Annotated in this window: 25 protein-coding genes; 12 read left to right on the top strand and 13 right to left on the bottom strand. The window is 64.6% G+C overall.

Annotation, left to right across the window (positions count from 1 at the left end):
• Together EOA75_RS07900 and EOA75_RS07895 are read left to right on the top strand one after the other, a co-directional pair.
• Positions 1 to 702: SDR family oxidoreductase (locus EOA75_RS07900; protein WP_164747310.1), on the top strand; the 702-nt coding region annotated here is incomplete at its 5' end.
• A 34-nt stretch (positions 703 to 736) separates the two neighbouring features.
• Positions 737 to 1,498 carry an SDR family NAD(P)-dependent oxidoreductase gene (locus EOA75_RS07895; protein ID WP_127324006.1) on the top strand — a complete coding sequence of 254 codons (762 nt, stop codon included), beginning with the start codon at positions 737 to 739 and terminating at the stop codon, positions 1,496 to 1,498.
• Between the two features lie 37 nt (positions 1,499 to 1,535).
• Here EOA75_RS07895 and EOA75_RS07890 read toward each other — a convergent pair whose 3' ends face one another.
• The 4 genes from EOA75_RS07890 to EOA75_RS07875 all read right to left on the bottom strand — a co-directional run bounded on the left by EOA75_RS07890 (position 1,536) and on the right by EOA75_RS07875 (position 6,230).
• Positions 1,536 to 2,639 carry an alcohol dehydrogenase family protein gene (locus EOA75_RS07890; protein ID WP_095823578.1) on the bottom strand — a complete coding sequence of 368 codons (1,104 nt, stop codon included), beginning with the start codon at positions 2,637 to 2,639 and terminating at the stop codon, positions 1,536 to 1,538.
• A 66-nt stretch (positions 2,640 to 2,705) separates the two neighbouring features.
• Positions 2,706 to 4,085: an aspartate aminotransferase family protein gene (locus EOA75_RS07885; protein ID WP_127324005.1), complete on the bottom strand. Its 1,380-nt coding sequence runs from the start codon at positions 4,083 to 4,085 to the stop codon at positions 2,706 to 2,708.
• Positions 4,086 to 4,121: 36 nt separating this feature from the next.
• Positions 4,122 to 5,615, bottom strand: coding sequence for an NAD-dependent succinate-semialdehyde dehydrogenase (locus tag EOA75_RS07880; protein WP_127243074.1), 1,494 nt, complete (start codon positions 5,613 to 5,615; stop codon positions 4,122 to 4,124).
• A gap of 129 nt (positions 5,616 to 5,744) precedes the next feature.
• Positions 5,745 to 6,230: an Lrp/AsnC family transcriptional regulator gene (locus EOA75_RS07875; protein ID WP_095800633.1), complete on the bottom strand. Its 486-nt coding sequence runs from the start codon at positions 6,228 to 6,230 to the stop codon at positions 5,745 to 5,747.
• Positions 6,231 to 6,314: 84 nt separating this feature from the next.
• Here EOA75_RS07875 and EOA75_RS07870 point away from each other — a divergent pair, with 84 nt between their 5' ends.
• From EOA75_RS07870 to doeB, 10 genes are all read left to right on the top strand, one after another.
• Complete coding sequence (locus EOA75_RS07870) at positions 6,315 to 7,700, top strand: PLP-dependent aminotransferase family protein (protein ID WP_067326174.1); 1,386 nt, start codon at positions 6,315 to 6,317, stop codon at positions 7,698 to 7,700.
• Between the two features lie 136 nt (positions 7,701 to 7,836).
• Positions 7,837 to 8,622 carry an ectoine/hydroxyectoine ABC transporter ATP-binding protein EhuA gene (gene ehuA, locus EOA75_RS07865; protein ID WP_067326178.1) on the top strand — a complete coding sequence of 262 codons (786 nt, stop codon included), beginning with the start codon at positions 7,837 to 7,839 and terminating at the stop codon, positions 8,620 to 8,622.
• A gap of 103 nt (positions 8,623 to 8,725) precedes the next feature.
• Positions 8,726 to 9,577 (top strand): ectoine/hydroxyectoine ABC transporter substrate-binding protein EhuB, encoded by an 852-nt coding sequence (ehuB, locus tag EOA75_RS07860; protein ID WP_067326181.1) that lies wholly within the window; start codon positions 8,726 to 8,728, stop codon positions 9,575 to 9,577.
• Positions 9,578 to 9,759: 182 nt separating this feature from the next.
• Positions 9,760 to 10,419, top strand: a complete 660-nt coding sequence (ehuC, locus tag EOA75_RS07855; protein ID WP_127324004.1) for an ectoine/hydroxyectoine ABC transporter permease subunit EhuC — start codon at positions 9,760 to 9,762, stop codon at positions 10,417 to 10,419.
• A gap of 16 nt (positions 10,420 to 10,435) precedes the next feature.
• A complete protein-coding gene (gene ehuD, locus EOA75_RS07850) occupies positions 10,436 to 11,095 on the top strand; it encodes an ectoine/hydroxyectoine ABC transporter permease subunit EhuD (protein ID WP_067002307.1) in 660 nt (219 codons plus the stop codon).
• 5 nt (positions 11,096 to 11,100) lie between these two features.
• Entirely contained in the window at positions 11,101 to 11,877 is a 777-nt protein-coding gene (gene eutA, locus EOA75_RS07845; RefSeq protein ID WP_127324009.1) for an ectoine utilization protein EutA, read from the top strand.
• Positions 11,878 to 11,889: 12 nt separating this feature from the next.
• A complete protein-coding gene (eutB, locus tag EOA75_RS07840; protein WP_127324008.1) occupies positions 11,890 to 12,885 on the top strand; it encodes a hydroxyectoine utilization dehydratase EutB in 996 nt (331 codons plus the stop codon).
• Entirely contained in the window at positions 12,882 to 13,874 is a 993-nt protein-coding gene (locus EOA75_RS07835; RefSeq protein WP_127324003.1) for a cyclodeaminase, read from the top strand. The genes eutB and EOA75_RS07835 overlap by 4 nt, the downstream gene beginning before the upstream one ends.
• A 37-nt stretch (positions 13,875 to 13,911) precedes the next feature.
• Positions 13,912 to 15,090: an ectoine hydrolase DoeA gene (gene doeA, locus EOA75_RS07830; protein WP_127324002.1), complete on the top strand. Its 1,179-nt coding sequence runs from the start codon at positions 13,912 to 13,914 to the stop codon at positions 15,088 to 15,090.
• 5 nt (positions 15,091 to 15,095) lie between these two features.
• Positions 15,096 to 16,097 carry a N(2)-acetyl-L-2,4-diaminobutanoate deacetylase DoeB gene (gene doeB, locus EOA75_RS07825; RefSeq protein WP_127215511.1) on the top strand — a complete coding sequence of 334 codons (1,002 nt, stop codon included), beginning with the start codon at positions 15,096 to 15,098 and terminating at the stop codon, positions 16,095 to 16,097.
• A 61-nt stretch (positions 16,098 to 16,158) separates the two neighbouring features.
• On the opposite strand, the gene EOA75_RS07820 is transcribed toward doeB, so the two are convergent.
• Genes EOA75_RS07820 through EOA75_RS07780 form a run of 9 tightly spaced genes read right to left on the bottom strand, consistent with a single transcriptional unit; the run spans position 16,159 to position 24,050 of the window.
• The gene (locus tag EOA75_RS07820) at positions 16,159 to 17,436 is read right to left on the bottom strand and encodes an L-fuconate dehydratase (RefSeq protein WP_127324001.1); all 1,278 of its coding nucleotides are present in this window, start codon (positions 17,434 to 17,436) and stop codon (positions 16,159 to 16,161) included.
• 13 nt (positions 17,437 to 17,449) lie between these two features.
• On the bottom strand, positions 17,450 to 18,181 hold the full coding sequence (locus EOA75_RS07815; RefSeq protein ID WP_127324000.1) for an SDR family oxidoreductase: 732 nt from the start codon (positions 18,179 to 18,181) through the stop codon (positions 17,450 to 17,452).
• A gap of 18 nt (positions 18,182 to 18,199) precedes the next feature.
• Positions 18,200 to 18,652, bottom strand: coding sequence for a MaoC/PaaZ C-terminal domain-containing protein (locus EOA75_RS07810; RefSeq protein ID WP_127323999.1), 453 nt, complete (start codon positions 18,650 to 18,652; stop codon positions 18,200 to 18,202).
• A gap of 8 nt (positions 18,653 to 18,660) precedes the next feature.
• Entirely contained in the window at positions 18,661 to 19,734 is a 1,074-nt protein-coding gene (locus EOA75_RS07805; protein ID WP_127324007.1) for a Gfo/Idh/MocA family oxidoreductase, read from the bottom strand.
• The gene (locus tag EOA75_RS07800; protein ID WP_095800403.1) at positions 19,727 to 20,056 is read right to left on the bottom strand and encodes an L-rhamnose mutarotase; all 330 of its coding nucleotides are present in this window, start codon (positions 20,054 to 20,056) and stop codon (positions 19,727 to 19,729) included. The genes EOA75_RS07805 and EOA75_RS07800 overlap by 8 nt, the downstream gene beginning before the upstream one ends.
• 2 nt (positions 20,057 to 20,058) lie before the next feature.
• Entirely contained in the window at positions 20,059 to 21,180 is a 1,122-nt protein-coding gene (locus tag EOA75_RS07795; protein ID WP_127323998.1) for a mandelate racemase/muconate lactonizing enzyme family protein, read from the bottom strand.
• A 2-nt stretch (positions 21,181 to 21,182) separates the two neighbouring features.
• Positions 21,183 to 22,280: a sn-glycerol-3-phosphate ABC transporter ATP-binding protein UgpC gene (ugpC, locus tag EOA75_RS07790; RefSeq protein WP_127215507.1), complete on the bottom strand. Its 1,098-nt coding sequence runs from the start codon at positions 22,278 to 22,280 to the stop codon at positions 21,183 to 21,185.
• A 4-nt stretch (positions 22,281 to 22,284) separates the two neighbouring features.
• A complete protein-coding gene (locus tag EOA75_RS07785) occupies positions 22,285 to 23,151 on the bottom strand; it encodes a carbohydrate ABC transporter permease (RefSeq protein WP_127323997.1) in 867 nt (288 codons plus the stop codon).
• Positions 23,152 to 23,153: 2 nt separating this feature from the next.
• Positions 23,154 to 24,050: a sugar ABC transporter permease gene (locus EOA75_RS07780; RefSeq protein WP_095777216.1), complete on the bottom strand. Its 897-nt coding sequence runs from the start codon at positions 24,048 to 24,050 to the stop codon at positions 23,154 to 23,156.
• Positions 24,051 to 24,182 lie beyond the last annotated feature (132 nt).

Here is a 24,182-nt window from a genome sequence, read left to right as displayed (position 1 = left end):
GCGGCTGACGGTGAGCGGATCGTGCTCGCCGACCTTCCCGGCGCGAAACTCGACGAGGCCGTGTCAAGGATTGCCGCGACCGGTGCGAACGCGATCGGTCTGCCGCTCGACATCCGTTCCGTCGCTGCCTGCCGAGAGGTTGTGAACAAGGCCCGCGAATGGGGAGGCGGCCTGGACATTCTCGTCAACGCCGCCGGCGTCTGGCTCGAGGGAGCGGCAAGCGAGGTCCGCGAAGAGCAATGGGACCTGGTGCTGGACGTCAATCTCAAAGGTGCCTTCTTCCTGATCTCGGCCGCCATTCCGCACCTGTCGGCGGCGCAGGGCGTTATCATCAATATCGCCTCCGACGCGGGCATCGTTGGCAACAGCGGCGCGGCGGTCTATTGCGCCTCCAAAGGCGGGCTGGTGCTGCTGACCAAGGCTCTCGCCCTGGAGCTTGCGCCGCACGGCATCAGGGTCAACGCCGTCTGTCCTGGCGACACGGCGACGCCAATGATCGAGTATCAGGCAAGGACCTATGGCGGAGATGACCCGGACGGCTACAAGCGCAGGCTCCTTGGGCAATACCCGCAAGGGGAAAGAGCACGGTTCATCGGCGTGGAAGAGATCGCCTCCTTCATCCATTATCTTTGCCAGCCCGGCGCGGCGCCGATCACCGGGGCCGCGCTTTCGATCGATTTCGGCATCAGCGCCGGATACTGACTCGCGGCATTGGCGTCATCGCCTTGGAGGGCTCATGACCATGTTTCGCAAATCCCGCACGGCGCTGGTGACCGGCGCGGGCGCCGCCGACGGCATCGGCGCCGCGGTGGCGCGTGAGCTCGGAGACGCCGGGCTTGCGGTCGCGATCACCGCCTCGTCGCATCGCGTCGAGCAGCGCGCTGAAGAGCTGCGGGCGGAGGGGCTCGACGTTCGTGCGGTGGTGGCCGATCTGACGCGTGCAGCGGATGTCGAGCGGCTCTGCTCGGAGGTCGGCGAAATCGATATCCTCGTCAACAATGCCGGGATGGGAACAGTCGCCCAGCCGGCGCTGCAGCGGCGATTTCTCGATCTCAGCGAGAGCGACTGGGACCGCGGCATCGATGTCAGCCTGAAGACCACATTCCTTGCCACACGCGCATTTCTGGCCGGCATGGTCCGACGCGGTCATGGACGCGTGGTGAACATGGCCTCGGTCACCGGCCCTTACGTTTCCAACGAAGGCGAGGCCGCTTATTCCGCCGCCAAGGCAGGCATGGTCGGGCTGACGCATGCGCTTGCGCTGGAGGTCGGCCGCAGCAGCGTCACCGTCAACGCCGTGGCGCCGGGCTGGATCGCGACGGGCGCCTCGACCCCGGAAGAACTCCTCGCGGCGCAAAACACGCCGCTTGGACGCGCCGGCACTCCGGAGGAGGTCGCCGCGGCTGTGCTGTTCTTGGCGTCCGACGGCGCCAGCTATGTCAACGGAGCCGTCATCGTCGTGGATGGCGGCAACATCCTTCAGGAGCGCAAGGTCTGACCGCCAAGGTCAACCCGTCGGCCGCCGCCATCGGCCGCTACTTGTTCGTGTCGGCAATCGCGTCCGGCACCACCACCAGCTTGCCGACGAAGTCCTTGGCCATGAAGTCGGTCTGGGCGCGGTGGAAGTCCGACAGCTTGTAGACGCCGCCGACCAGCGGGCGGATTTTCTTCTCCTCGATGTAGCGCACGATGCGGCGGAAATCCGCCCTGGTGCCCTGGCTCGATCCGTGCAGCTGAAGCTGCTTGAGATACATGGTGCGCAGGTCCAACTGCACCACCGGCCCCGCGATGGCGCCTGCGGTGGTGTAGCGTCCCTCGGGCCGCAGGATGCGCAGCAGATCATTGAAAATGGCGCCGCCGACAAGGTCGGCGACCACGTCGATGGGTTGGCCAGCGGTCGCTTCGTTGACGGCGGCAGGCAGGTCGGCCACGCCGCGCGTGATCACTTTCTCGGCGCCGATGTCGAGCACCGCTTGCTCCTTGCCCTTGCCGACCACGGCATAGGGAATGGCGCCCCGCGCCCGCGCCAGCTGCACGATGCCGGAGCCGACACCGCCGGAGGCGCCGGTGACCAGCACCCGTTCGCCGGCCTTCAAGCCTGCACGTTCCAGCATCTGCTCGCCGGTGAGATAGGCGCAGCAGAAGGTGGCGAGCTCGACATCGCTCAAATCGGTATTGACGACATGCGCGTTCTCGGCCGGCAGCGCCTGGTATTCGGCATAGCCGCCGTCACGGCCGTGGCCCATATAGTCGATGTCGGCAAGCGAATCGTCGTCACGGTTGTAGATGGAGAAGTCGACCATGACGCGTTCGCCGATGCGCTCGGAGGGTACGCCGTCACCGACGGCGACGATGGTGCCCACCGTATCGGTGCCCTGGATGCGCGGAAAGGTCAGCGTGTTGCCTTGCCGGCGCCAGGTCGACACGGCGGCCGCGTCTTCCTCGGTGCCGTAGGCGCCCTGGCGCACCCAGACATCGGTGTTGTTCATGCCGCAGGCGCTGACCTTGACCAGCACCTCGCCGGCAGCCGGCGGCGGCACCTTCACATCGGTGCGATAGACGAGTTTTTCCAGGCCGCCGTGGCCGGTGAGTTGCACGGCGGCCATCGTGGCGGGGACGGTTCTGGTTATGGCATTCATGTCGGTCTGTTCCTTTGCTTTCACGCAACTCCGGACGGAAAACCGTTCACACCTTCCTGGATTGCTTCAGAGGCTGGCAAACACGCTGTTCACGGCGTCGGCGGTCTTGGCGACGATGGTGTCGGCCTCCTCGCGCGTCAGGCAAAGCGGCGGCGCGAAGCCGAGGATGTCGCCCTGCGGCATGGCGCGGCCGATGACGCCGCTTGCCGCGAGCGTCGTGGCGATCTGCGGGCCCACTTTGAGCGCCGGATCGAAGAAGACGCGATCGTCGCGATCCCTGACGAACTCGACCGCAGCCAGCATGCCGTCGCCGCGGACCTCGCCGACGTTTCTGTGGCCGCCTACGGCCTTGGCCAGCTCGGCGAGGAAATAGGCGCCGGTCTCGCCGGCATTCCTCACCAGATCCATCTCGTCGATCAGTTCGAGATTGGCGACGCCCGCGGCGACGCAGATGGGATGCGCCGAATAGGTCCAGCCGTGGCCCAGCGAGCCCAGCTTGTCGGAACCCCTGACCAGCACCTGCCAGACCTTGTCGGAGACGATGACGCCGGAAAGCGGCGCATAGGCAGACGTCAGGCCCTTCGCGATGGTGATCAGGTCCGGCTTGATGCCGTAATGGTCGGAGCCGAACATGGTGCCGAGACGGCCGAAGCCGGTCACCACCTCGTCGGCGACAAGCAGCACGTCGTATTTGTTCAGCACTGCCTGGATCTTTTCCCAATAGCCGGCGGGCGGCGGCACGATGCCGCCGGTGCCGAGGATCGGCTCGCCGATAAAGGCCGCGACGGTGTCCGGGCCCTCGGCAAGGATCATCTCCTCGAGCTTGTCGGCGCAATATTGCGAAAACTGCTCCTCGCTCATCGAGCGGTCGGCGCGGCGGAAATAATAGGGGGCCTCGGTGTGCATGATCGGCGCGCGCGGCAGGTCGAAGGCGTTGTGGAACAGCTCGAGCCCGGTCAGCGATCCTGTCATGACGCCGGAGCCGTGGTAGCCGCGCCAGCGCGAGATGATCTTCTTCTTCTCCGGCCGACCGAGAACGTTGTTGTAATACCAGATCAGCTTGATGTTGGTCTCGTTGGCGTCGGAGCCGGAGAGGCCGAAATAGACCCTCGACATGCCCTTCGGCGCGCGGTCGATGATCATCTTGGCGAGCGTAATCGAGGCCTCGGTGCCGTGCCCGACATAGGCGTGATAATAAGCGAGGTTCTTGGCCTGCTCGGCAATGGCATCGGCGATCTTGTGGCGGCCATAGCCGACATTGACGCAATAGAGGCCGGCAAAGGCATCGATGCTCTTCTTGCCGGTGTTGTCCCAGACGGTGACGCCTTCGCCGCCGGCCATGATGCGTGCCGGGGACTCGCCCCGCGCATGCGTGCCCATATGCGTCGAGGGATGGAAGAAGTGGTCGCGATCCCAGGCCGAAAGTTCGTTGGACTGTTCGAGCATCTTTTTTCTCCTTGCAGGGAATTCTTCCGGCGTGCGCTAGGCGACGTCCAGACAAAGGTATTTCAGATCGGTGAAGGCTTCGAGGCCATGGCGCGAGCCTTCGCGGCCGATGCCGGACTGCTTGACTCCGCCGAACGGGATCGGCGCGCCGGTGATCTTCACCCGGTTGATCGCGACCATACCGTATTCAAGCGCGCGACCCATGCGCGCCTGGCGCGCGCCGTTCTCGGTCACGACATAGGCGACAAGGCCATATTCGGTAGCATTGGCGCGGGCGACGACTTCCGCTTCCTCGTCGAACGGGGTGACGGCGGCGACCGGGCCGAAGGTTTCCTCATGCATGATCAGCGCCTCGTCCGGCACATCGACGAGCAGCGTTGGCTGATAGAACAGCGGCCCGGCCGCATGGCGCTTGCCGCCGATGAGGCAGCGCGCGCCGCGAGCCAGCGCGTCTGCGACCTGCTCCTCCACCTTCTTGACGGCGCGCTCATGCATCAGCGGGCCGATATCGGCGTCGGGTGAAAGCCCGTTGCCGGTGCGCAGACGCTCGATGCGACGGGCGAGGGCGGCGCAGAAGCGGTCATAGATCTGGCGCTGCACATAGATGCGGTTGGCGGCAAGACAATCCTGGCCGGAGGTGGCGAATTTGGCGTCGAGGGCGATCGTCACCGCCTTTTCGATATCGGCATCACCGAAGACGATCAGCGGCGCATGGCCGCCGAGCTCCATGACCAGTCGCTTCATCGTCGGCGCGCTCTGCGCGGCAATCAGCCGGCCGACGTCGGTCGAACCGGTGAAGCTCATGGCGCGCACCCGGGCGTCAGCGCACATCGCGCCGACGATGGTGCGCGCATCCCCGGTGACAACGTTGAAGACGCCGGCGGGCAGGCCGGCACGCTCGCCGAGCTCGGCCAGCGCCAGCGCCGAAAGCGGCGTTTCCGAGGACGGATGCGCCACCACGGTGCAGCCGGCGGCAAGCGCCGCAGCGGCCTTGCGGGTGAGCATGGCCGACGGAAAGTTCCATGGGGTGACGACGCCGACGACGCCGAGCGGCTCGCGGCGAACGGTCATCTGAGCATTCGGCAAATGGCTGGTGACGCTTTCGGCATTGAGGCGCTTTGCTTCCTCGGCATACCACTCGAGGAAGGAGGCGGCGTAGTCGATCTCGCCCAGCGATTCCTTTAGCGGCTTGCCCTGTTCAAGCGTCATCAGCAGCGCCAGGTCGTCCTTGGCGGCGACGATCAGCTCGAACCATTTTCGCAAGATTCCGGAGCGCTCCTGCGGCAGCGCGGAGCGCCAGGCCGGCAGGGCACGCGCTGCCGCGTCGACAGCCTCCGCCGTTTGGCTTGCGCCGAGGGCGGCAACGAAGGCGACTGTAGCGCCGGTGGCCGGATCGGTGACTGCGAAGCTCGCAGCCGAGTCGCCGGCGGTCCAATGGCCCCCGATATAGCCGAGATCGCGCAGCAGCCGGCGATCGGCGAGACGATCCAGTGCTTCGTGGCGGTGTGGGCGTGCAAAATGCGCGGACATCGTTTGTCTCCCGGTGCCAAGGCGATGCGGAGAGATTAGCCGCGCGACCGAGACAGAGAGGCTTTTTCGTCAGCCGCCAGGAGAGAGATTGTCTCTCATCCCCCGCCGGGCCAGACGATCTCTCCGGCTTCAGCCTGGCAACAGGTCGGCGACAGGCACCACGGACTCCTCCTTCACCGTCTTGGTGACGATGTAGGTGAAGTAGCGGTCGATGCCAATCTCGCGTTCCAGCAGGGCGTCGACCAGCCGCTGATAGGCGTCGATGTCCCGCGCCATCACTTTCACCACATAGTCGACGCCGCCGCCGACCGACCAGCAGGCGACGATCTCGGGCACGTCGCGGATGACCCGCTCGAAACGGTCGAAATCGGCTTGCCGGTGGCTGGCCAATGTCACCTCCATCAGCACGGTCGCCACCGGCGCGATCGCGCGCATGGCGATTGCGGCGTGGTAGCCGGCGACGATGCCGGCCTTTTCCAGCTTGCGCAGCCGCATCCAGCAAGGCGTCGGCGACAGGCCGACCTTCTCGGCCAGCGCCAGCTTGGTGATGCGCCCGTCGCGCTGGATGGCGTCGAGGATCTTGAGGTCGATCGGATCGAGTTTCGCTGCCGCCATGCCGGCCCCGCTTTTTGTTCCGGACACCATGACGATGCATTATTTCGATTGTCAATTGCACTGATTTCGATCTCTAATAAAGTCATGACATTATGGCAGCCAGATCCTGCGCTCATCCGCCGCCCGGCCTACCTCTCGCTGGCCGATCAGTTCGCGCGCGCCATCCATGACGGAAAGCTCGCCAATGGCGCGCGACTGCCGACGCACCGGCGGCTTGCCGACGACCTGAAACTTTCGGTCCAGACGGTCAGCCGCGCCTATGAGGAACTGATCCGCCGCGGTCTGATTGCCGGCGAGGTCGGCCGCGGCAGCTTCGTGCAGACGCAGCGCCGGGAGCCGGAGCCGCCCTACCTTCCGGAACGGTTGGGCGAGGTCATCGACCTCTCGATCCTGAAGCCGGTCTGCGAGCCGATGCATCTGGAGAAGCTGAAGCAGGCGTTGGGGTGGCTGGCCGAGAACCTGCCGTCGAGTTCGGCGCTGTCGTTCCGGCCGAACATGGTGTTCCCGCGTCATCGCACGGTGGCGGTCGAATGGCTGAAGCTCTGCGGCCTCGACGCCTCACCGCAGAACATCAGCCTCACCAACGGCGCCACCGCCGGCATGACGGTAGCGCTGATGAGCGTCGCACCGCCCGGTTCGACGGTCGCCACCGAGGCGATCGGCCACCACACGCTGGTGCCGCTCGCCCGCTATCTCGGCTTCAACCTCGAGGGCCTGCCGATCGACGGCAACGGCCTGGTCCCGGAAGCGTTGGACGAGGCCTGCCGTCTCTCCGGCATTCGCGCTGTTTTCGTCCAGCCATCGGTCATCAACCCGACGGCGAGCTTGATGGACGACAGCCGGCGCGAGCAGATCGCCGCGGTCGCGCGCAAACATGACATCGCCATCATCGAGAACGACGTGCTCGGGCCGCTCGTCGAAGGCCGGCCTCCGGCGGTTGCCGCCTTCGCGCCCGAGCGGACGCTCTACGTCACCTCCTTCACCAAGATCACCGTGCCCGGCCTGCGCATCGGCTATCTCGCCGTGCCCGACCGCTATGTCGCGGCCGTCGCCAACCGCCATCTCGTCTCGAACTGGATGGCGACGCCGATGGTGGCGGAAATCGCGACGCGGTGGGTGAATGACGGCACGGCTTTTGAGTTGGTCAACTGGCAACGCGGGGCGTTGAGACGCCGGCAGGAAATCGCAGCCGAAATGCTGGCCGGCGTCGACTATCGCTCCCATCGCGAAGGGCTGCATCTGTGGCTCGAATTGCCGGGCGACCGCGCCGAGGAGAGCTTCGTTGCGCAGGCGCGCCTGCGCGGCGTGGCGATTGCCCCGGGCACGTCGTTCCGCATCGCCGACACGCCGTGGCATCCGGCCGTGCGCATCTCGCTCGGCTCGACCACCGAAGGGGAACTGCGCTCGGGCTTGAGCGTTGTCGCCAAGCTCCTGCTGGGCGATCCGGAGCATCTTCTGCTCGCCATCTGATGCAAAAGCGGATCGCCAATTGCCCTGAAATTGTGCAGCGCTCGAAAAATTGTCATGATATTATTTTCCTAATTGACATGATTTAGCGCGTTCCGCATCGTTAGGAGCATAGGCCGCTTCAGAACGGGGAAATGGATTGCCCGCGCCCATCATCAAGGTCGACGCCATTTCGAAGAGCTTCGGCGCCTTCAAGGTGCTGGACGGCCTGTCGATGCAGGTCATGCCAGGCGAGAAGCTGGCGCTGATCGGCCCATCCGGATCGGGCAAGACGACGATCCTGCGCATCCTGATGACGCTGGAAAAGATCGACGGCGGCCATATCCAGATCGACGGCGAGCAGCTCTATCACATGGAGCGCAACGGCCAGCTGGTGCCGGCCGACGAGCGGCACCTGGCCAAGATGCGCCAGAAGATCGGCATGGTCTTCCAGCTCTTCAATCTTTTCCCGCACAAATGCGTCATGGACAATGTCACGCTGGCGCCGATGCTGACCAAGGGCGTGGCGCGAGCCGCCGCCGAAAAACGGGCGATGGAACTGCTCGACATGGTGGGCCTCGCCGATAAGGCGAAGAGCATGCCGGCACAGCTTTCCGGCGGCCAGAAGCAGCGCGTCGCGATCGCCCGCGCGCTGGCGCTGTCGCCAAAGATCATGCTGTTCGACGAGGTCACCTCGGCGCTCGACCCCGAGCTGGTCGAGGAGGTGCTCAATGTCATGCGCAAGCTCGCCGCCGAAACCGACATGACGATGTTGCTCGTCACTCATGAGATGGGCTTTGCCCACGACTTCGCCGATCGCGTGCTGTTCTTCGATCGCGGCAGGATCGTCGAGGAAGGCAAGCCCGATGAGATTTTCCGCCATCCCAAGCAGGAACGCACGCAGGGCTTCCTGAAGAAGATCATCGCGGCCGGACATCGCGTCTGACCGTCATGCCAGGGCGGCGAAGCCGTCCCGAAAGCCAGAAACGGGTGGCAAGGACGCCATCCGAACCGAGCGAACCAAGAAGAGAAACAAGGAGTTGGGAACGATGAAGAAACTTGGCATCCTGGCTGGCGTCGCCGGTCTCGCCGTAAGCACCATGCTGCTCGCCTCCGGCGCGCGTTCGGCAGACGACGCAAAGCTCGAGCAGCTCAAGCAGCAGGGCTTTGCCCGCGTCGCCATTGCCAACGAGCCGCCCTACACCGCGGTCGCCGCGGACGGCAAGGTCTCGGGCGCTGCACCCGACGTAGCGCGCGAGATCTTCAAGCGCCTCGGCGTCAACGATATCGTCGCCTCCATCTCTGAATACGGCGCCATGATCCCCGGCCTGCAGGCCGGCCGCTTCGACGTCGTCACCGCCGGCCTGTTCATGAAGCCTGAGCGCTGCGCGGCGGTCGCCTATTCCGAGCCGGTGCTGTGCGATGCGGAAGCGATGCTGGTGAAGAAGGGCAACCCGAAGGGTTTCAAGAGCTATGAGGACGTCGCCAAGGACACGTCGGCCACTATCGGCGCGCCGGGCGGCGGCACCGAGGAGAAGCTGGCGCTCAATGCCGGCGTGCCGCGCGACCGCGTCATCGTCGTGCCGGACGGCCAGAGCGGCCTGAAGATGGTGCAGGACGGCCGCATCGATGCCTATTCGCTGCCCGTTCTGTCGATCAACGACCTCATCAAGAAGGCCAATGATCCGAATCTCGAAGTGATCGCGCCGGTGCAGGGCGCGCCGGTCTATTGCGACGGCGCCGCCTTCAAGAAGGGCGACGAGGCGCTGCGCGATGCCTATGACGTCGAGCTCGCCAAGATGAAGAAGTCCGGCGAGTTCGCCAAGATCATAGAGCCCTACGGCTTCTCGGCCAAGGCGGCGATGTCGACGACGCGCGAGAAGCTCTGCGCGGCGAAGTAATCTCCCTTCTTCCCGCTTGCGGCGAGAAGGTCACTCGAAGAGCCGGATGAGGGGCGGCGCGCCAGCATTTCAAGGTCAGCGCTGCCCCTCATCTGCCTGACGGCATCTTCTCCCGTGGGCGGGGACAAGGCTGTCGCAGCCATCTCGAAATAACTGAAAACGTTAGGAAAATTCGAAACTCAATGACCCAGTGGTCCGGCTATCTCGGCCTGATATTGCAGGGAGCGCTTGTCACCATCGAGCTGACGCTGATGGGGTCGGTGCTTGCGCTCGCCATGGCCTTTCTCGCCGGCATGGGACGCGTGTCGCGCTTCTTCATCGTGCGCGCGATCGCCACGACCTACATCGAGTTCTTCCGCGGCACCTCCATCTTCGTGCAGCTGTTCTGGGCCTATTTCGTGCTGCCCTTCGCCGGTCTGTCTCTGACGCCTTTACAAGCCGGCGTGCTGGCGCTGGGGCTCAATGTCGGGGCTTATGCGGCGGAAGTTGTGCGCGGCGCCATCCTGGCGATCGGCCGTGAGCAATATGAGGCCTGCACGGCACTCAATCTCGGCCGCTGGCAAGGCATGCGCCACGTCATCCTGCCGCAGGCGCTGCTCATCATGCTGCCAACCTTCGGCAACAATGCGATCGAGCTGCTCAAGGCGACTTCGGTGGTATCGCTGATCTCGCTTGCCGATCTCACCTTCCAGGCGCAAGTGGTGCGCTCGCAGACGGGCAGCACGCTAATGCCCTTCCTCTCAGTTCTCGTCATCTATTTCGCGCTCGCGCTGATCATCTCCTGGGGCGTGCGCTCGCTGGAGCGCCGCATGGCGCGCGGTCTCGACGGAGTGCGTGTCTGATGGAATGGGCCCACTGATGGAATGGGATTGGAACTTTGTCTGGGAGATCATGCCGACCCTAATCCAGGGGGTGAAGATCACGATCCTGGCGACCGTGCTCGGCTCGATCCTGGCCGGGATCGTCGGCCTGGCGATCGCGCTGGCGCGGCGCTCGCCTAACCGCACGGTGTCGCGCAGCGTCGGCTGGTTCGCCGAATTCATCCGCGGCACGCCGCTTCTGGTGCAGCTCTATTTCATCTTCTACGTGCTGCCCGATATCGGCATCCTGCTGCCGCCCCTGGTGGCGGGCGTCATCGGGCTTGGACTGCACTACGGCACCTACACGGCCGAGGTCTATCGCGCCGGCATCGACAATGTGCCGCGCGGCCAGTGGGAGGCCGCCAAGGCCTGCAATCTTAACGGGCGCCACACCTGGACGCATGTCATCCTGCCGCAGGCGATCCCGCCGATGATCCCGGCCTTGGCCAACTACTTCATCGCCATGTTCAAGGAGACGCCGCTGCTTTCGGCGATCACCGTGCTGGAGCTGATGAACCAAGCCAAGAGCGTCGCCAATACCTATTACCGCTACATCGAGCCGATGACGCTGGTTGGCGCCTTCTTCCTCGTCATCAGCCTCTGCTCCGTCGTGCTGTTGCGCTGGCTGGAGCGTCGTTACGGCAGGATCGAGAGATGAAAGTCATGAAACCATTGCCCGAAATCGAGCTGGCATCGACCCGGCCCGCCCTCGATGCGCGTCCGCTCGAAAAGCGCGTCGGGCTGATTGCTTTGGCCACCGATCATACCAGCGAGGTCGACTTCCGCCGCATGGTGGCGAGCGAGCGGATCGGCGTCTATGTCGCACGCATCCCCTACGCCAATCCGACGACGCCGGACAATCTGCGCAAGATGCAGCCCTCGCTTTCGACGGGCGCGGCACTGATCCTGCCGGACGAGACGCTCGATGCCGTCTGCTATTCCTGCACGTCTGCTTCCGTGGTGATCGGCGACGCCGAAATCGAGCAGGCGATCCAGGCGGCCAAGCCGAATGTTCCCGTGGTCACGCCGCCCATGGCCGGCGTGCGCGGCCTCAACGCTTTCGGCGCGAAGCGGATCAGCATTCTTACCCCTTATACTGTCGAGACCAGCCGGCCGATGGCCGCCTATTTCGCCGCGCATGGCTTCGACATCGAGAGCGTCACCTGCCTCGGCTTCGAGGACGACCGGGAGATGGCTCGTATCAAGCCGAGCGCTCTCGTTGAGCTGGCACGCAAAGTCACCCATGCCCGGGCCGACGCACTGTTCGTGTCGTGCACCGCGCTACGCGCGGCGCTCGCCGTTCCAGGCATGGAGGAGGCAATCGGCCGCCCGGTCGTCACCAGCAACCAGGCGAGCGCCTGGAACTGCCTGCGGCTTTGCGGCGACGACACGGCGCGGCCGCAGTTCGGCCGGCTGATGACGAAGCCATTGGCCCGGTGAGCGGGCATGCCAATGACCAAAACGGAAGTCACGCTTCAGCATATCCGCGCTGCGCGCGAACGCATTGCCGGAAAGGTCGAGCGGACGCCGACTGTGTTGTCGCAAAGCCTCTCGGATCGGGCGGGCCATCCCGTTCACCTCAAGCTGGAACATCACCAGACGACCGGCGCGTTCAAGCTGCGCGGCGCGTCCAACGCGATCGCCGCGTTGAGTCCGCTAGAAAGATTGCGCGGGGTGGTCGCGGCATCGACCGGCAATCACGGCCGCGCGCTCGCCCATGCGGCGAAGCTCAAGGGCATGCGCGCGGTGATCTGCATGTCGAAGCTGGTGCCCGAAAACAAGCTCGATGCAATCCGCCGCCTTGGCGCGGATATTCGCATCGTCGGCAACAGCCAGGACGATGCCCAGCAGGAGGTCGACAGGCTGGTTGCGGAGGAGGGGCTAGTCATGCTGCCGCCCTTCGACCATCCGGACATCGTCGCCGGGCAGGGCACGCTGGGGCTGGAGATCTTGGAGCAGGTTCCGGAAGCAGCAAGTGTGCTGGTGCCGCTCTCCGGCGGCGGCCTGGCGGCCGGCGTTGCCGCGGCGGTCAAGGGGGTGAGCCCGGCCACCAAGGTCGTCGGCGTCTCGATGGCGCGCGGTGCCGCGATGAAGGCGAGTCTCGATGCCGGCCGCCCCGTGCAGGTCGAGGAATTGCCGACGCTTGCGGACTCACTCGGCGGCGGCATCGGCCTCGATAACCGGCTGACCTTTGCCATGTGCCGTGAGCTGCTCGACGACGTCATCCTGCTTTCCGAGGACGAGATCGCCGCCGGCATCCGGCATGCCTATGAGGAAGAGCGCGAGATCGTCGAAGGCGCAGGCGCGGTCGGCATCGGCGCGCTGCTTGCTGGGAAGGTCACTGCGAAAGGACCGGTGGTGGCCATCCTGTCTGGCCGCAACATCGACATGAGCCTGCATCGCCGCATCGTCTGCGGCGACGCTGCACTGACGGAGCGCCCCAGATGAGCCGCATGACCATCCTCACCGAAACAGACCTGCGCAAGGTCGTGACGCTCGATCTGGATGCGGTCGCCTGCGTCGAGAACGCCTTTCGGGCTTTGGCGACAATGCCGGTGGCGATGCCGCCAATCTTGAGGCTCGACATTCACGAGCATCGCGGCGAGGTCGACGTGAAGTCCGCCTACGTGCCCGGCATAGATGGCTTCGCCGTCAAGATAAGCTCCGGCTTCTTCGACAATCCGAAGCTCGGGCTGCCGAGCGGCGGCGGCATGATGGTGCTGCTTTCGGCCAAGACCGGTGTGGTCGAGGCGCTGCTGCTCGACAATGGCTATCTGACCGATGTGCGCACCGCCGCAGCCGGCGCAGTCGCGGCCAAGCATCTGTCGCGCGAAGACTCCAGCATAGCGGCGATCTTCGGCGCCGGTTTGCAGGCCGGCCTGCAATTGGAAGCGCTGCGTCTCGTCAGGCCGATCGCGGAGGCGCGCGTCTGGGCGCGCGATGCGGCCAAGGCCGAGGCGACCGCGGCCCGCTTGCGCGAGAGACTGGGCATCATGGTGCGTGCCGAGCCGGATGCGGCGAGGACGGCAGCGGGCGCCGACATCATCGTCACCACCACGCCTTCGACCGAGCCGCTGATCAAGGCCGGGTTCGTCTCGGCCGGCCAGCACATCACCGCGATGGGCTCGGATGCCGAGCACAAGAACGAGATCGCGCCGGCGATCCTTCGCCTGGCAGATCTCTATGTCGCAGACAGCGCGAAGCAGACGCGGCGCTTGGGCGAGCTTCACCACGCCATCGAGGCAGGGGCGATGGCGGCCGACGCGGAAGTCACCGAGCTCGGCCAGATCATCGCCGGGAAAAAGCACGGACGACGATCGGCCGGTGACATCACCCTCGCCGATCTCACTGGCACCGGCGTGCAGGACACCGCGATCGCCACTTTAGCCCGCGACCGCGCGCGGGCAGCGAAGGCGGGAACGATTTTCGAAAGCTGAATATGGCCGCGAGGCCCAACAAACGAGGACCAACAAAATGCAGCCAAACCTGAAATTCTCGCGAAGCGAATTTGCCGATCGCCTTGCCAAGACGCGGAAAGCCATGGAGGCCAAGCGGGTCGATCTGCTGATCGTCAGCGATCCCTCCAACATGGCCTGGCTGACCGGCTATGACGGCTGGTCCTTCTATGTGCATCAGGCGGTCATCGTGCCGCCTTCGGGCGAGCCGGTCTGGTATGGCCGCGGCCAGGATGCCAACGGCGCCAAGCGCACCGCCTATCTCGCGCATGACAACATCATTGGCTACGCCGATCACTATGTGCAGTCGACCGAGCGGCACCCGATGGACCATCTCGCCAGCGTGCTTGCCGATCGCCGCTGGGACAAGCTGACCATCGGCGTCGAGATGGACAATTATTGGTTCTCGGCGGCTGCCTTCGCCTCGCTGCAGAAGCATCTGCCCAACGCCCGCTTCGTCGACGCCACCGCGCTGGTCAACTGGCAGCGCGCCGTGAAGAGCCCGACCGAGATCGACTATATGCGCAAGGCCGCCCGCATCGTCGAGGCCATGCATCAGCGTATCGTCGACAAGATCGAGGTCGGCATGCGCAAATGCGATCTGGTCGCCGAGATCTATGATGCCGGCACGCGCGGCGTTGAGGGCATCGGCGGCGACTATCCGGCGATCGTGCCGCTCTTGCCATCGGGCGCCGACGCCTCGGCGCCGCATCTCACCTGGGACGACCAGCCGATGAAGGCGGGCGAGGGCACCTTCTTCGAGATCGCCGGCTGCTACAACCGCTACCACTGCCCGCTGTCGCGCACCGTCTTCCTTGGCAAGCCGACGCAAGCCTTCCTCGACGCCGAGAAGGCGACGCTCGAGGGCATGGAGGCGGGCCTTGCCGCCGCCAAGCCGGGCAATGCCTGCGAGGACATCGCCAATGCCTTCTTCGCCGTGCTGAAGAAGTACGGCATCGTCAAGGACAACCGCACCGGCTACTCGATCGGTCTTTCCTATCCGCCGGATTGGGGCGAGCGCACGATGAGCCTGCGCCCCGGCGATCGCACCGAGCTCAAGCCCGGCATGACCTTCCATTTCATGACGGGTCTGTGGCTCGAGACAATGGGACTTGAAATCACCGAATCGATCCTGATCACCGAGACCGGCGTCGAGTGCCTGGCCAATGTGCCGCGCAAGCTGTTCGTCAAGGATTGAGCCCGATGTCAGCTCTGCCTCCATCGCCGATCACGCCGACGGTCGATTTCGAGCGCGACGGTGTCCAGCACGGCTTCCTGCGCCTGCCCTACAGCCGCGACGATTCCGCCTGGGGGTCGGTGATGATTCCGATCTGTGTCGTCCGTAACGGCAAGGGGCAGACGGCGCTGCTCACCGGGGGAAATCACGGCGACGAATATGAAGGCCCGCTGGCGCTCTACGAGCTCGCCCGCACGCTCGACCCGAAGGATGTCACCGGTACCGTCATCATCGTGCCGGCGATGAACTATCCGGCGTTCCGCGCCGGCAGCCGCACCTCGCCGATCGACAAGGGCAACATGAACCGCAGCTTTCCTGGCCGGCCGGACGGTAGCGTGACGGAAAAGATCGCCGACTATTTCCAGCGCGAATTGTTGCCGCGGGCGGACATCGTGTTCGACTTCCACTCCGGCGGAAAGACGCTGGACTTCGTGCCGTTCTGCGCCGCGCATACGCTGCTGGACAAGGAGCAGGAGGAAAAGGCCTTCGCCGCGGTCGAGGCCTTCGCGGCTCCGTTCTCGATGCGCATGACCGAGATCGATACCGTTGGCATGTATGACACCGCGGCCGAGCAGATGGGCAAGGTCTTCGTCACTACCGAGCTCGGCGGTGGCGGCACGGCCCGGGCCGAGACGGTGCGCATCGCTCGCCGTGGCATCCTCAATGTGCTTCGCCATGCCGGCATCGTTGATGGTGCTATCGAGAAAAATCGAACTCAATGGCTCGACATGCCCTCGGGGGACTGCTTTGCGTTTGCCGAGGACGAGGGCATGATCGAGACCATGATCGATCTCGGCGAGAAGGTGGAGGAAGGCCAGGTCGTGGCGCGCATCCATTCGACCGGTCGCACCGGCACCGCGCCCCAGGAGATCAAGGCCAGGATGTCAGGGCTCCTGGCCGCGCGCCATTTCCCCGGCCTGGTCAAGGCCGGCGATTGTGTTGCGGTGCTTGCCGTCGAGGTTGACTGAAGCGCGCCAGGTAGAAGCGACGCCGTAACGCCGCCAAGGCCACCTGCGTTACGGCTCGCATTCAACTGTGGAATAGGTAGGCGGCAATCGAGTCCGGCTTCATCTCGATCGAGAAGCCCGGCGCCGTCGGCGGCATGTAGGCCGCATTCTCAATGACACAGGGCTCGAGGAAATGCTCGTGCAGGTGATCGACATACTCGATCACCCGTCCATCCTTGGTGCCCGACACCGCGATATAGTCGATCATCGACAGATGCTGGACATATTCGCACAGGCCGACGCCGCCGGCATGCGGCCAGACCGGCAAGCCGAACTTGGCGGCGATCAAAAGCACGGCCAGCACCTCGTTCAGGCCGCCCATGCGGCAGGAATCGATCTGCACGACGTCGATCGCGCCGCCGGCGATGAACTGCTTGAACATGATGCGGTTCTGGCACATCTCGCCGGTCGCAACCTTGATCGGCGCCACCGCCTTGCGGATCTTGGCATGGCCGGCGACATCGTCCGGGCTGGTCGGCTCCTCAATGAAGAAGGGCTTGGCGAAGGCAAGATGGCGCAGCCAGTCGATCGCCTGGTCGACCTCCCAGACCTGATTGGCGTCGATCATCAGGTAACGGTCCGGACCGATCACCTCGCGGGCGATCCTGAGGCGGCGGATGTCGTCGGCGCGATCGCGGCCGACCTTCAGCTTGATGTGATTGAACCCCTCGTCGACTGCTTCCTGGCAGAGGCGCCTCAGCTTGTCGTCGGGATAGCCGAGCCAGCCGGCCGATGTGGTATAGCAGGCATAGCCTTCGCGCTCGAGGCTGGCGATGCGCTCGGCCTTGCCGGCCTCGGCCTTCCTCAGGATCTCCAGCGCTTCGGCCGGCGTGATCGCATCGGTGAGATAGCGGAAGTCGACGATGCGCACGATCTCTTCCGGGCTCATCTCGGCGACAAGGCGCCAGACCGGCTTGCCGGCTTCCTTGGCCCAAAGATCCCAGACCGCATTGACAACCGCGCCGACGGCGAGGTGCATGGCGCCCTTGTCCGGGCCGATCCAGCGCAACTGGCTGTCGCCGGTCACGTGATGCCAGAAGCGGCCGGGATCTTGCTTGACCCAGTCCAAGTCGATCCCGACAACAAGATGGCGCAGCGCCTCGATCGCCGCGCAGCAGATCTCGTTGCCGCGGCCGATGGTGAAGGTGAGCCCGTGGCCGCTAAGCCCCTCGCTATCGGTGTCGAGGGTGACATAGGCGGCCGAATAATCGGGGTCCGGATTCATCGCGTCCGACCCGTCGAGGCTCTGCGACGTCGGGAAGCGCAGATCGAAGACGCGAAGATCGGTAATGCGGGTCATGCTCGGTGCCTCATCAGATCGACCAGCCGCCGTCGATATTATAGGCCTGCCCGGTGGTATAGGTGGCGCCGGCGAGATAGACGGCGAGATCGGCGATCTCCTCCGCCGTGCCCAGCCTTCCCATTGGCTGGCGGGAGATGAAGGCAGCACGGGCGGCCTCATAGTCGCCCTGCGCCCGCATGCGGCTTTCGAGCGAGGGGCTCTCCACCGTGCCGGGGCAGATCGCGTTGCAGCGAATGCCTTTGCCGACATAGTCGGCGGCGATCGACTTGGTCAGCCCGATCACGGCCGCCTTGGTCACGCCATAGGCGAAGCGGTTCGGCACGCCTTTCGGGGCGCCGGCGACCGATGCCATGTTGATGATCGAACCACCGCCGCGTTCCAGCATGCCGGGCAGCACGGCGCGGATAGTGCGGCTCATGGCGCGCACATTGAGGTTGAATGCGAAGTCGAGGTCCTCGTCCTTCATCTCCAGGATCGAGCCGGAGTGGACGAAGCCGGCGCAGTTGAAAAGCACATCGATGCGGCCGATTTCGGCGAAGGCGGCCTGCACGGCGTCGTCGTTCAGCACGTCGAGCTTGCGAGTCTTGATGACCGAGGTGTTGCCGAGCTCGGCCAGCGCCGCTTCATTTATGTCGGTGGCGTGGACGATCGCGCCAGCCTTGGCGAAAGCCAACGCGCTAGCCCGGCCGATGCCTTGCGCAGCGGCCGTTACGACCACCACCTTGCCTGTCAGATCAGCCATGTTGTTTTGTCTCCGTCTTCAGCCGAGCCGGGGGCGCCGCTCGACGATATAGATGTGATCGGCGGCCAGCACGACTTCGTCGCGCTGGTTCAAAACCTCGACGCGTTCGATGACGCGCCCGGAGTCCGGCCGCTTCGGATCGTCTTCCTTCGCGGCGATCGTCGTGCGCGTGCGGATCGTGTCGCCGATGAAGACCGGCCTGATGAAGCGCAGCCTGTCATAACCGTAGGAGAAGGCGACCGGGTTGATGACGCTCGCGGTCAGGCCGACGCCGACCGAGAACACCAGCGTGCCATGCGCGATGCGCTGGCCGAAGGGCGTCGTCTTCATGAACTCGGCGTCCATGTGGTGCGGAAAGAAATCGCCGGTGTGGCCGGCATGGACGACAAAGTCGGTCTCGGTGATGGTGCGGCCGCTGGTCAGCCGCGACGAGCCGATCTCGTAGTCGTCGAAATAGGTGACCTGTTCCATGCCGTTCCTTACGGTTTTGCGGTGAGCGGCGTCGCCGGCGCGGCGCTCGAACGATAGGCGGCTTCCACCAGTGCCATGGTGTTCCAGGCATCTTCGACGGAGCTGACCAGCTCTTTGTCTTCCCCGGAGGCGAAGCGCTGCACATTGGCCATGCGCCCGACAAAGGCGTCGGGGAACCATTCGCCGGTGAGCGGCACGCCGACCCAATCGGAGCCGCCTTTAGGGTGGATTTCCAGCACGTCGGGCTCACCGCGCGGATAGTCGAGATTGAGGCCAAGCTTGACGTAGGCGGCGCCCTCGGTGCCGCAGATACGGAACTCGCAGGCCTGATGCCGCCGTCCGAACTTATGATCGTGGTTGATCGAGAGCGCGCAGCGCACCGTGTCGCCATAGTCGAGGATGGCGCTTGTCCGGGTCTGCGCGACCTTGTGATTGGGATGGCCGAGCGTCTTGGCATGCACGCCCCTCGGGTCGCCGAGAAGCTGCCGGATCAGGTCGAGATAGTGGATCGAATGCATGGCGATCTCGACACGCGGCGCCGTAAGCAGGAATTCCCAGAGCTGCCACGGCGTTGCGAGCGCCAGCCAGGCATCGAAGTCGACGACCTCGCCAAGCCAGCCCTTGGCGATCGCGTCCTTCAGCGCCAGCATCATCGGCGCGAAGCGAAGCTGGAAATTCGCCGCAGCCTTGAGCTTCTTGGCGCGACAGATTTCAAGGATCTCGGTTGCCTCGCCAAGGTAGTTGCCCATCGGCTTCTGGATCAATGCGACCGCGTCGTCGGGCAGGGCCTTCAGCACCTCGGCGTGCCGGCCGGGCGGCGTTGCGAGATCGAAGATCGCATCCTTGACGGCAGCCGCTTCGTCCACCGAGCCGAATGCCGTCACGCCCCATTGTTCGGCCAGTTTCCGAGCCTTGGCCTGGTCCGGATCGTAGAGACCCACCACTGGAAAACCAGCCTTGCGATAGGCCGGGAAATGCGCATCGCCAACGATCGAGCCGGCGCCGAAGGTGACGATCGGACGCGGCTTTGCAGGCATCGGCCAGGATTGCGCCAGCGAGGCGGGATCGAAGGCATCAGTCATGGTGGAAGACTTCATCCATCGTCGCCCACCACTCGCCCTCCTGCCTTGTCGGCAAGGGTTCCTGGCATGGCATGCAGACCGACCACCATTCCTGGGTCTTCGGATCGGCGGCCATCTTGGCCATGTCGGCGGCATAGTCGGTGCCGTGATACTCGAAATAGGAGAACAGCAGGTTCTCCGGCCGCTTGAGGTAGATCGAGTAGTTCTTGATGTTGCAGGCGGCGATCATCTCGAGCACGTCCGGCCAGACGGCGGCGTGCAGGCGCACATATTCCTCGACCTTTTCCGGCTTCAGGCCAAGCACCATGCCCATTCGCTGCATACTCAGTTCCTCCGTTCCGTGACGGTGACGCTGAATTCGGCGATGCTCAGGGCCCTGATCGCATCGAAATCCCAGTCGATGCCGAGGCCCGGCTCGTCCGGCGCCAGCGCGTGGCCGTTTTCGATCACCATCTTCTTGCCCGTCAACTCATCCAGCTGCGGAATATATTCCACATATTTGCCGTTCGGCACCGCGCAGGCCAGGCTGACATGCAGTTCCATCAGGAAATGCGGGCAGATCGGCATGTCGAAGGCTTCCGCCATATGCGCCTCCTTCAGCCAGGGCGTGATGCCGCCGATGCGGCCGACATCGACCTGGACGATGCTGCAGCCGCCCTTCTGCATATATTCGCGGAAATGGCGGATCGAATAGAGCGACTCGCCGACGGCGATAGGCGTCGCCGTCGAATTCGATAGCCGCACATGGCCGTCTATGTCGTCGGCCGGCAGCGGTTCCTCCATCCAGGCGAGATCGAGATCGCGCAGCCGCTCGGCGCGCCGGATGGCTTCGTCGACGGTAAAACCCTGGTTGCAGTCGGTCATGATCTCATAGCCGTCGCCGACCGCTTTGCGCACGGCCGACAACCGGGCAAAATCCTCGGCGCCGTGCGGCTTGCCGATCTTGACCTTCGAGCCGGTGAAGCCTTTCGCCTTGGCGGCCAGCGCATCTTCGACAAGCGCGTCAGTCTCGATGTGCAGCCAGCCGCCTTCGGTGGTGTAAAGCGGACAGCGGTCCTTGGCGCCGCCGGCAAGCTTCCAGAGCGGCAGCTTCTGCTTCTTCGCCCGAAGGTCCCAGAGCGCAGTGTCGATGGCGGCGAGCGCGATGGCCGTGATGGCGCCGATGGTGGTGGCGTGCGTGGCGAATTCGAGATCGTGCCAGATGGCCTCGATCCGGTCGGCATCCTCACCGATCAGGCGCGGCGCGAGGTGGTCGGCCAGAAGCCGCATCACCGAAGAGCCGCCGGTGCCGATCGTGTAGCTGTAGCCCATGCCGACCGCCCCGTCGACGTCGGTGATGGTGACGATCGGCGTCTCCTGGCTGACGAAACTCTGGATGGCGTCGGTGCGCTTCACCTTCGGCACCAGATCGACCATTGCAAGCTCGACTTTCTCGATCTTCGCCATCGTCAGGCCCTCAAGGATTTGCCGGTTTCCGCGGAAAAGAGATGCGCCTGCGACAGGTCGAAGCTCATCGCTACACGATCGCCCGCCCGCAATGGCCTCGGGTTCAGCATCCGCGAAACCCAGTCGCGGCGGTCGAATTCGGCGAACACCAGCGTCTCGTTGCCGAGCGGCTCGGTCACCGTCACCGGCAGCTCGATCTCGTGGACGTCAGCGGCATCGCCCGAATGCAGGCCGTGGCCCACGGGGTAGAGGTCGTCGGGACGCAGGCCGAACACTACCTTGTCGCCGGCGTTCACCTTGGCCTTGAAGCGGCCGGGCAGCGGCAGGCTCTGTCCGCCGGAAAAGACGATCTTACCGTCGGCCACGGTCGCCTCCTGCAGGTTCATCGGGGGCGAGCCGATGAAGCCCGCCACGAAGCGTGTCGCCGGTCGCTGGAAGACCTCGTCCGGCGTGCCGACCTGCTCGATGTTGCCGTCGCGCATGATGACGATGCGGTCGGCGAGCGTCATCGCTTCGACCTGGTCGTGAGTGACGTAGATGACGGTGGACTTCACCTTGGCGTGCAGCTTCTTGATCTCGGTACGCATCTGCGTGCGCAGCTTGGCGTCGAGATTGCTGAGCGGCTCGTCGAACAGGAAGACGTCCGGATCGCGCACGATGGCGCGGCCCATGGCGACGCGCTGGCGTTGGCCGCCGGAAAGCTGGGAGGGGCGGCGCTCGAGCAGCGCGTCGAGGCCGAGAATGGCCGAGGCCTCGGCGACGCGACGGTCCATCTCTTCCTTGGGCGCGCCGGCGATCTTCAGCGAGAAGCCGAGATTTTCGCGGACCGTCATGTGCGGATAAAGCGCGTAGGATTGGAACACCATCGAGATGTTGCGCGAACGCGGCGGCAGATCGTTGACGATGCGGTCGCCGATCTCGATCGTGCCGCCGGAGATGTCTTCCAGCCCGGCGATCATGCGCAGCGTGGTCGACTTGCCGCAGCCGGACGGCCCGACCAGCGCGATGAATTCGCGGTCGGCGACATCGAGGTCGATGCCGTGCACGATCTCCATGTTGCCGTAACGCTTGGTCAGTTTCTTGAGCGAGACAATCGCCATCGGATCAACCTTTCACCGCGCCGGAAGTCAGGCCGCCGACGAGGTGTTTCTGGACGATGAAGGTAAGGAGCAGCGCCGGGATGATCATCACCACGGCCAGCGCGCACATGCCGCGCCAGTCAATGGTGAATTCGGCGGTGTAGTCGAGCAGCCCGACGGGGAGCGTCTTGGAATTGATAGAGCGAGTCAGTTGCGAGGCGAGCGCGAATTCGTTCCAGGAGGTAAGGAAGGCGAAGATGCCGGCCGACGCGATGCCTGGCCCGGCGAGTGGAAACTCGACCTGCCAGAAGGCCTGCCAGCGCGTGCAGCCGTCGATTTGCGCGGCCTCGGCGAGATCCTTCGGCACTTGGCGGAAGAAGCCGTCGATCAGCCAGATGGTGAACGGCACATTGAGCGCGACATAGGCGAGGATCAGGCCGAAATGCGTGTCGATGATGTCGAGCCGCGCATAGACGAAAAACAGCGGCAGCGACAGCGCGATGCCGGGCACGGTGCGGGTCAGCATCAGGCCGAGGAACATCGCCGACTTGCCGCGGAAACGGTAGCGCGCGAAAGCGTAGCCACCGGCCATGCCGATGGCGATGGCAATGACGGTCGAGGTCACCGAGATGATCAGGGAATTGCGGAAATAGTCGAAGACGGGGATGCCGCCCTTGCCGACACCGCTGAACATGGCGACGTAGGCATCGAGCGAGACCTGCTGCGGGATCCAGACCGGCGGCTTGGCCAGGATCTCGACCGTCGGCCGCAGCGAGGACAGCACGATCCAGATGCCGGGCAGACAGATCAAAAGCATGGCGAGGAACAGGCCGACGCGGTGGGCGACGGCGCCGGCGCGGCGCTTCAGGCGGGCGGATGCGTTGGCGTCCATCCTCACCACTCCGCGCCGATCTGGGTCCGTGCCGCGGCGAGCTTCTTAAAGAAATAGACGGTGAAGACGATCGACAGCAGGATCGAAAAATAGGCCATCGCATTGGCCACGCCCATGCGCGCGTCACTGTAGGCGGTGCGCGCGACCAGCGTCCACAACAGTTCCGTGCGGCCGGCTGGGCCGCCATCGGTCATGATCTTGACGATGTCGTAGGCGCGCGCAACGTCGAGCGAGCGGATGGTCATGGCGATATAGGCGAAGGGCATGATGAAGGGCCAGGTCACATAGCGGAAGGTTTGCCACGGCGTGCAGCCGTCGACGCGCGCCGCTTCGACCGGCTCCTTCGGCATGGCGAGCAGGCCGGCGAGGATCAGGATCGCGAAGATCGAGGTCGACGACCAGATCTCCGCGACTGAAATGGCGATGAAGGCGAGATGGCCTTCGATCAGCCAGGGAATGGCGTCCCGCGTGATGCCTAGCGACTGCAGCGCGTTGTTCACCAAGCCGATATTGTCGTTGAACATGAACTTGAACTGGAAGCCGACCAGGATCGGCGAAAACATCATTGGGAACATCATGATGGTACGCAGCAACCGCTGGCCGCGGCTAGCCTTCTCGACCAGCAGCGCGAGGCCGAGACCGAGCAGCATTTCGAGATTGAGCGCGATGGTGAGCAGGAGCACGGTGCGGCCGAAGGCCCACCAGAAATTCGCGTCGGACAGAATGTTGCGATAGTTGCGCAGGCCGATGAAGGTGAAGAAGGTTTCCGGCCGTGTCAGCCTGAACGGCGTGAAGCTTGAATAGAATGACAGGCAGAGCGGCACGACCACCACGGCCGCCAGAACGAGCACGGCCGGCAGCAGAAGAAGCGTTGGCGCGGAAAGCCGCTTGGCCGTCATGCAAAGTCCCAAAATTGTTTGCACGGCCGGCGATGGGGCGGCCGCCTCGGTCAAAGCGGCGCCGGTCGCGAAGACCGACGCCGCTGGGAGGATAGTCCCTTAGAGCTTGCCGGCGTCCTCGAGGATCTGCGT

The organism is Mesorhizobium sp. M1A.F.Ca.IN.022.07.1.1 (assembly GCF_003997575.1).
In the GTDB taxonomy this organism is placed as follows: domain Bacteria; phylum Pseudomonadota; class Alphaproteobacteria; order Rhizobiales; family Rhizobiaceae; genus Mesorhizobium.
Note: the sequence above shows the minus strand (reverse complement) of the source record. Positions and strands in the feature narration are given on the sequence as shown.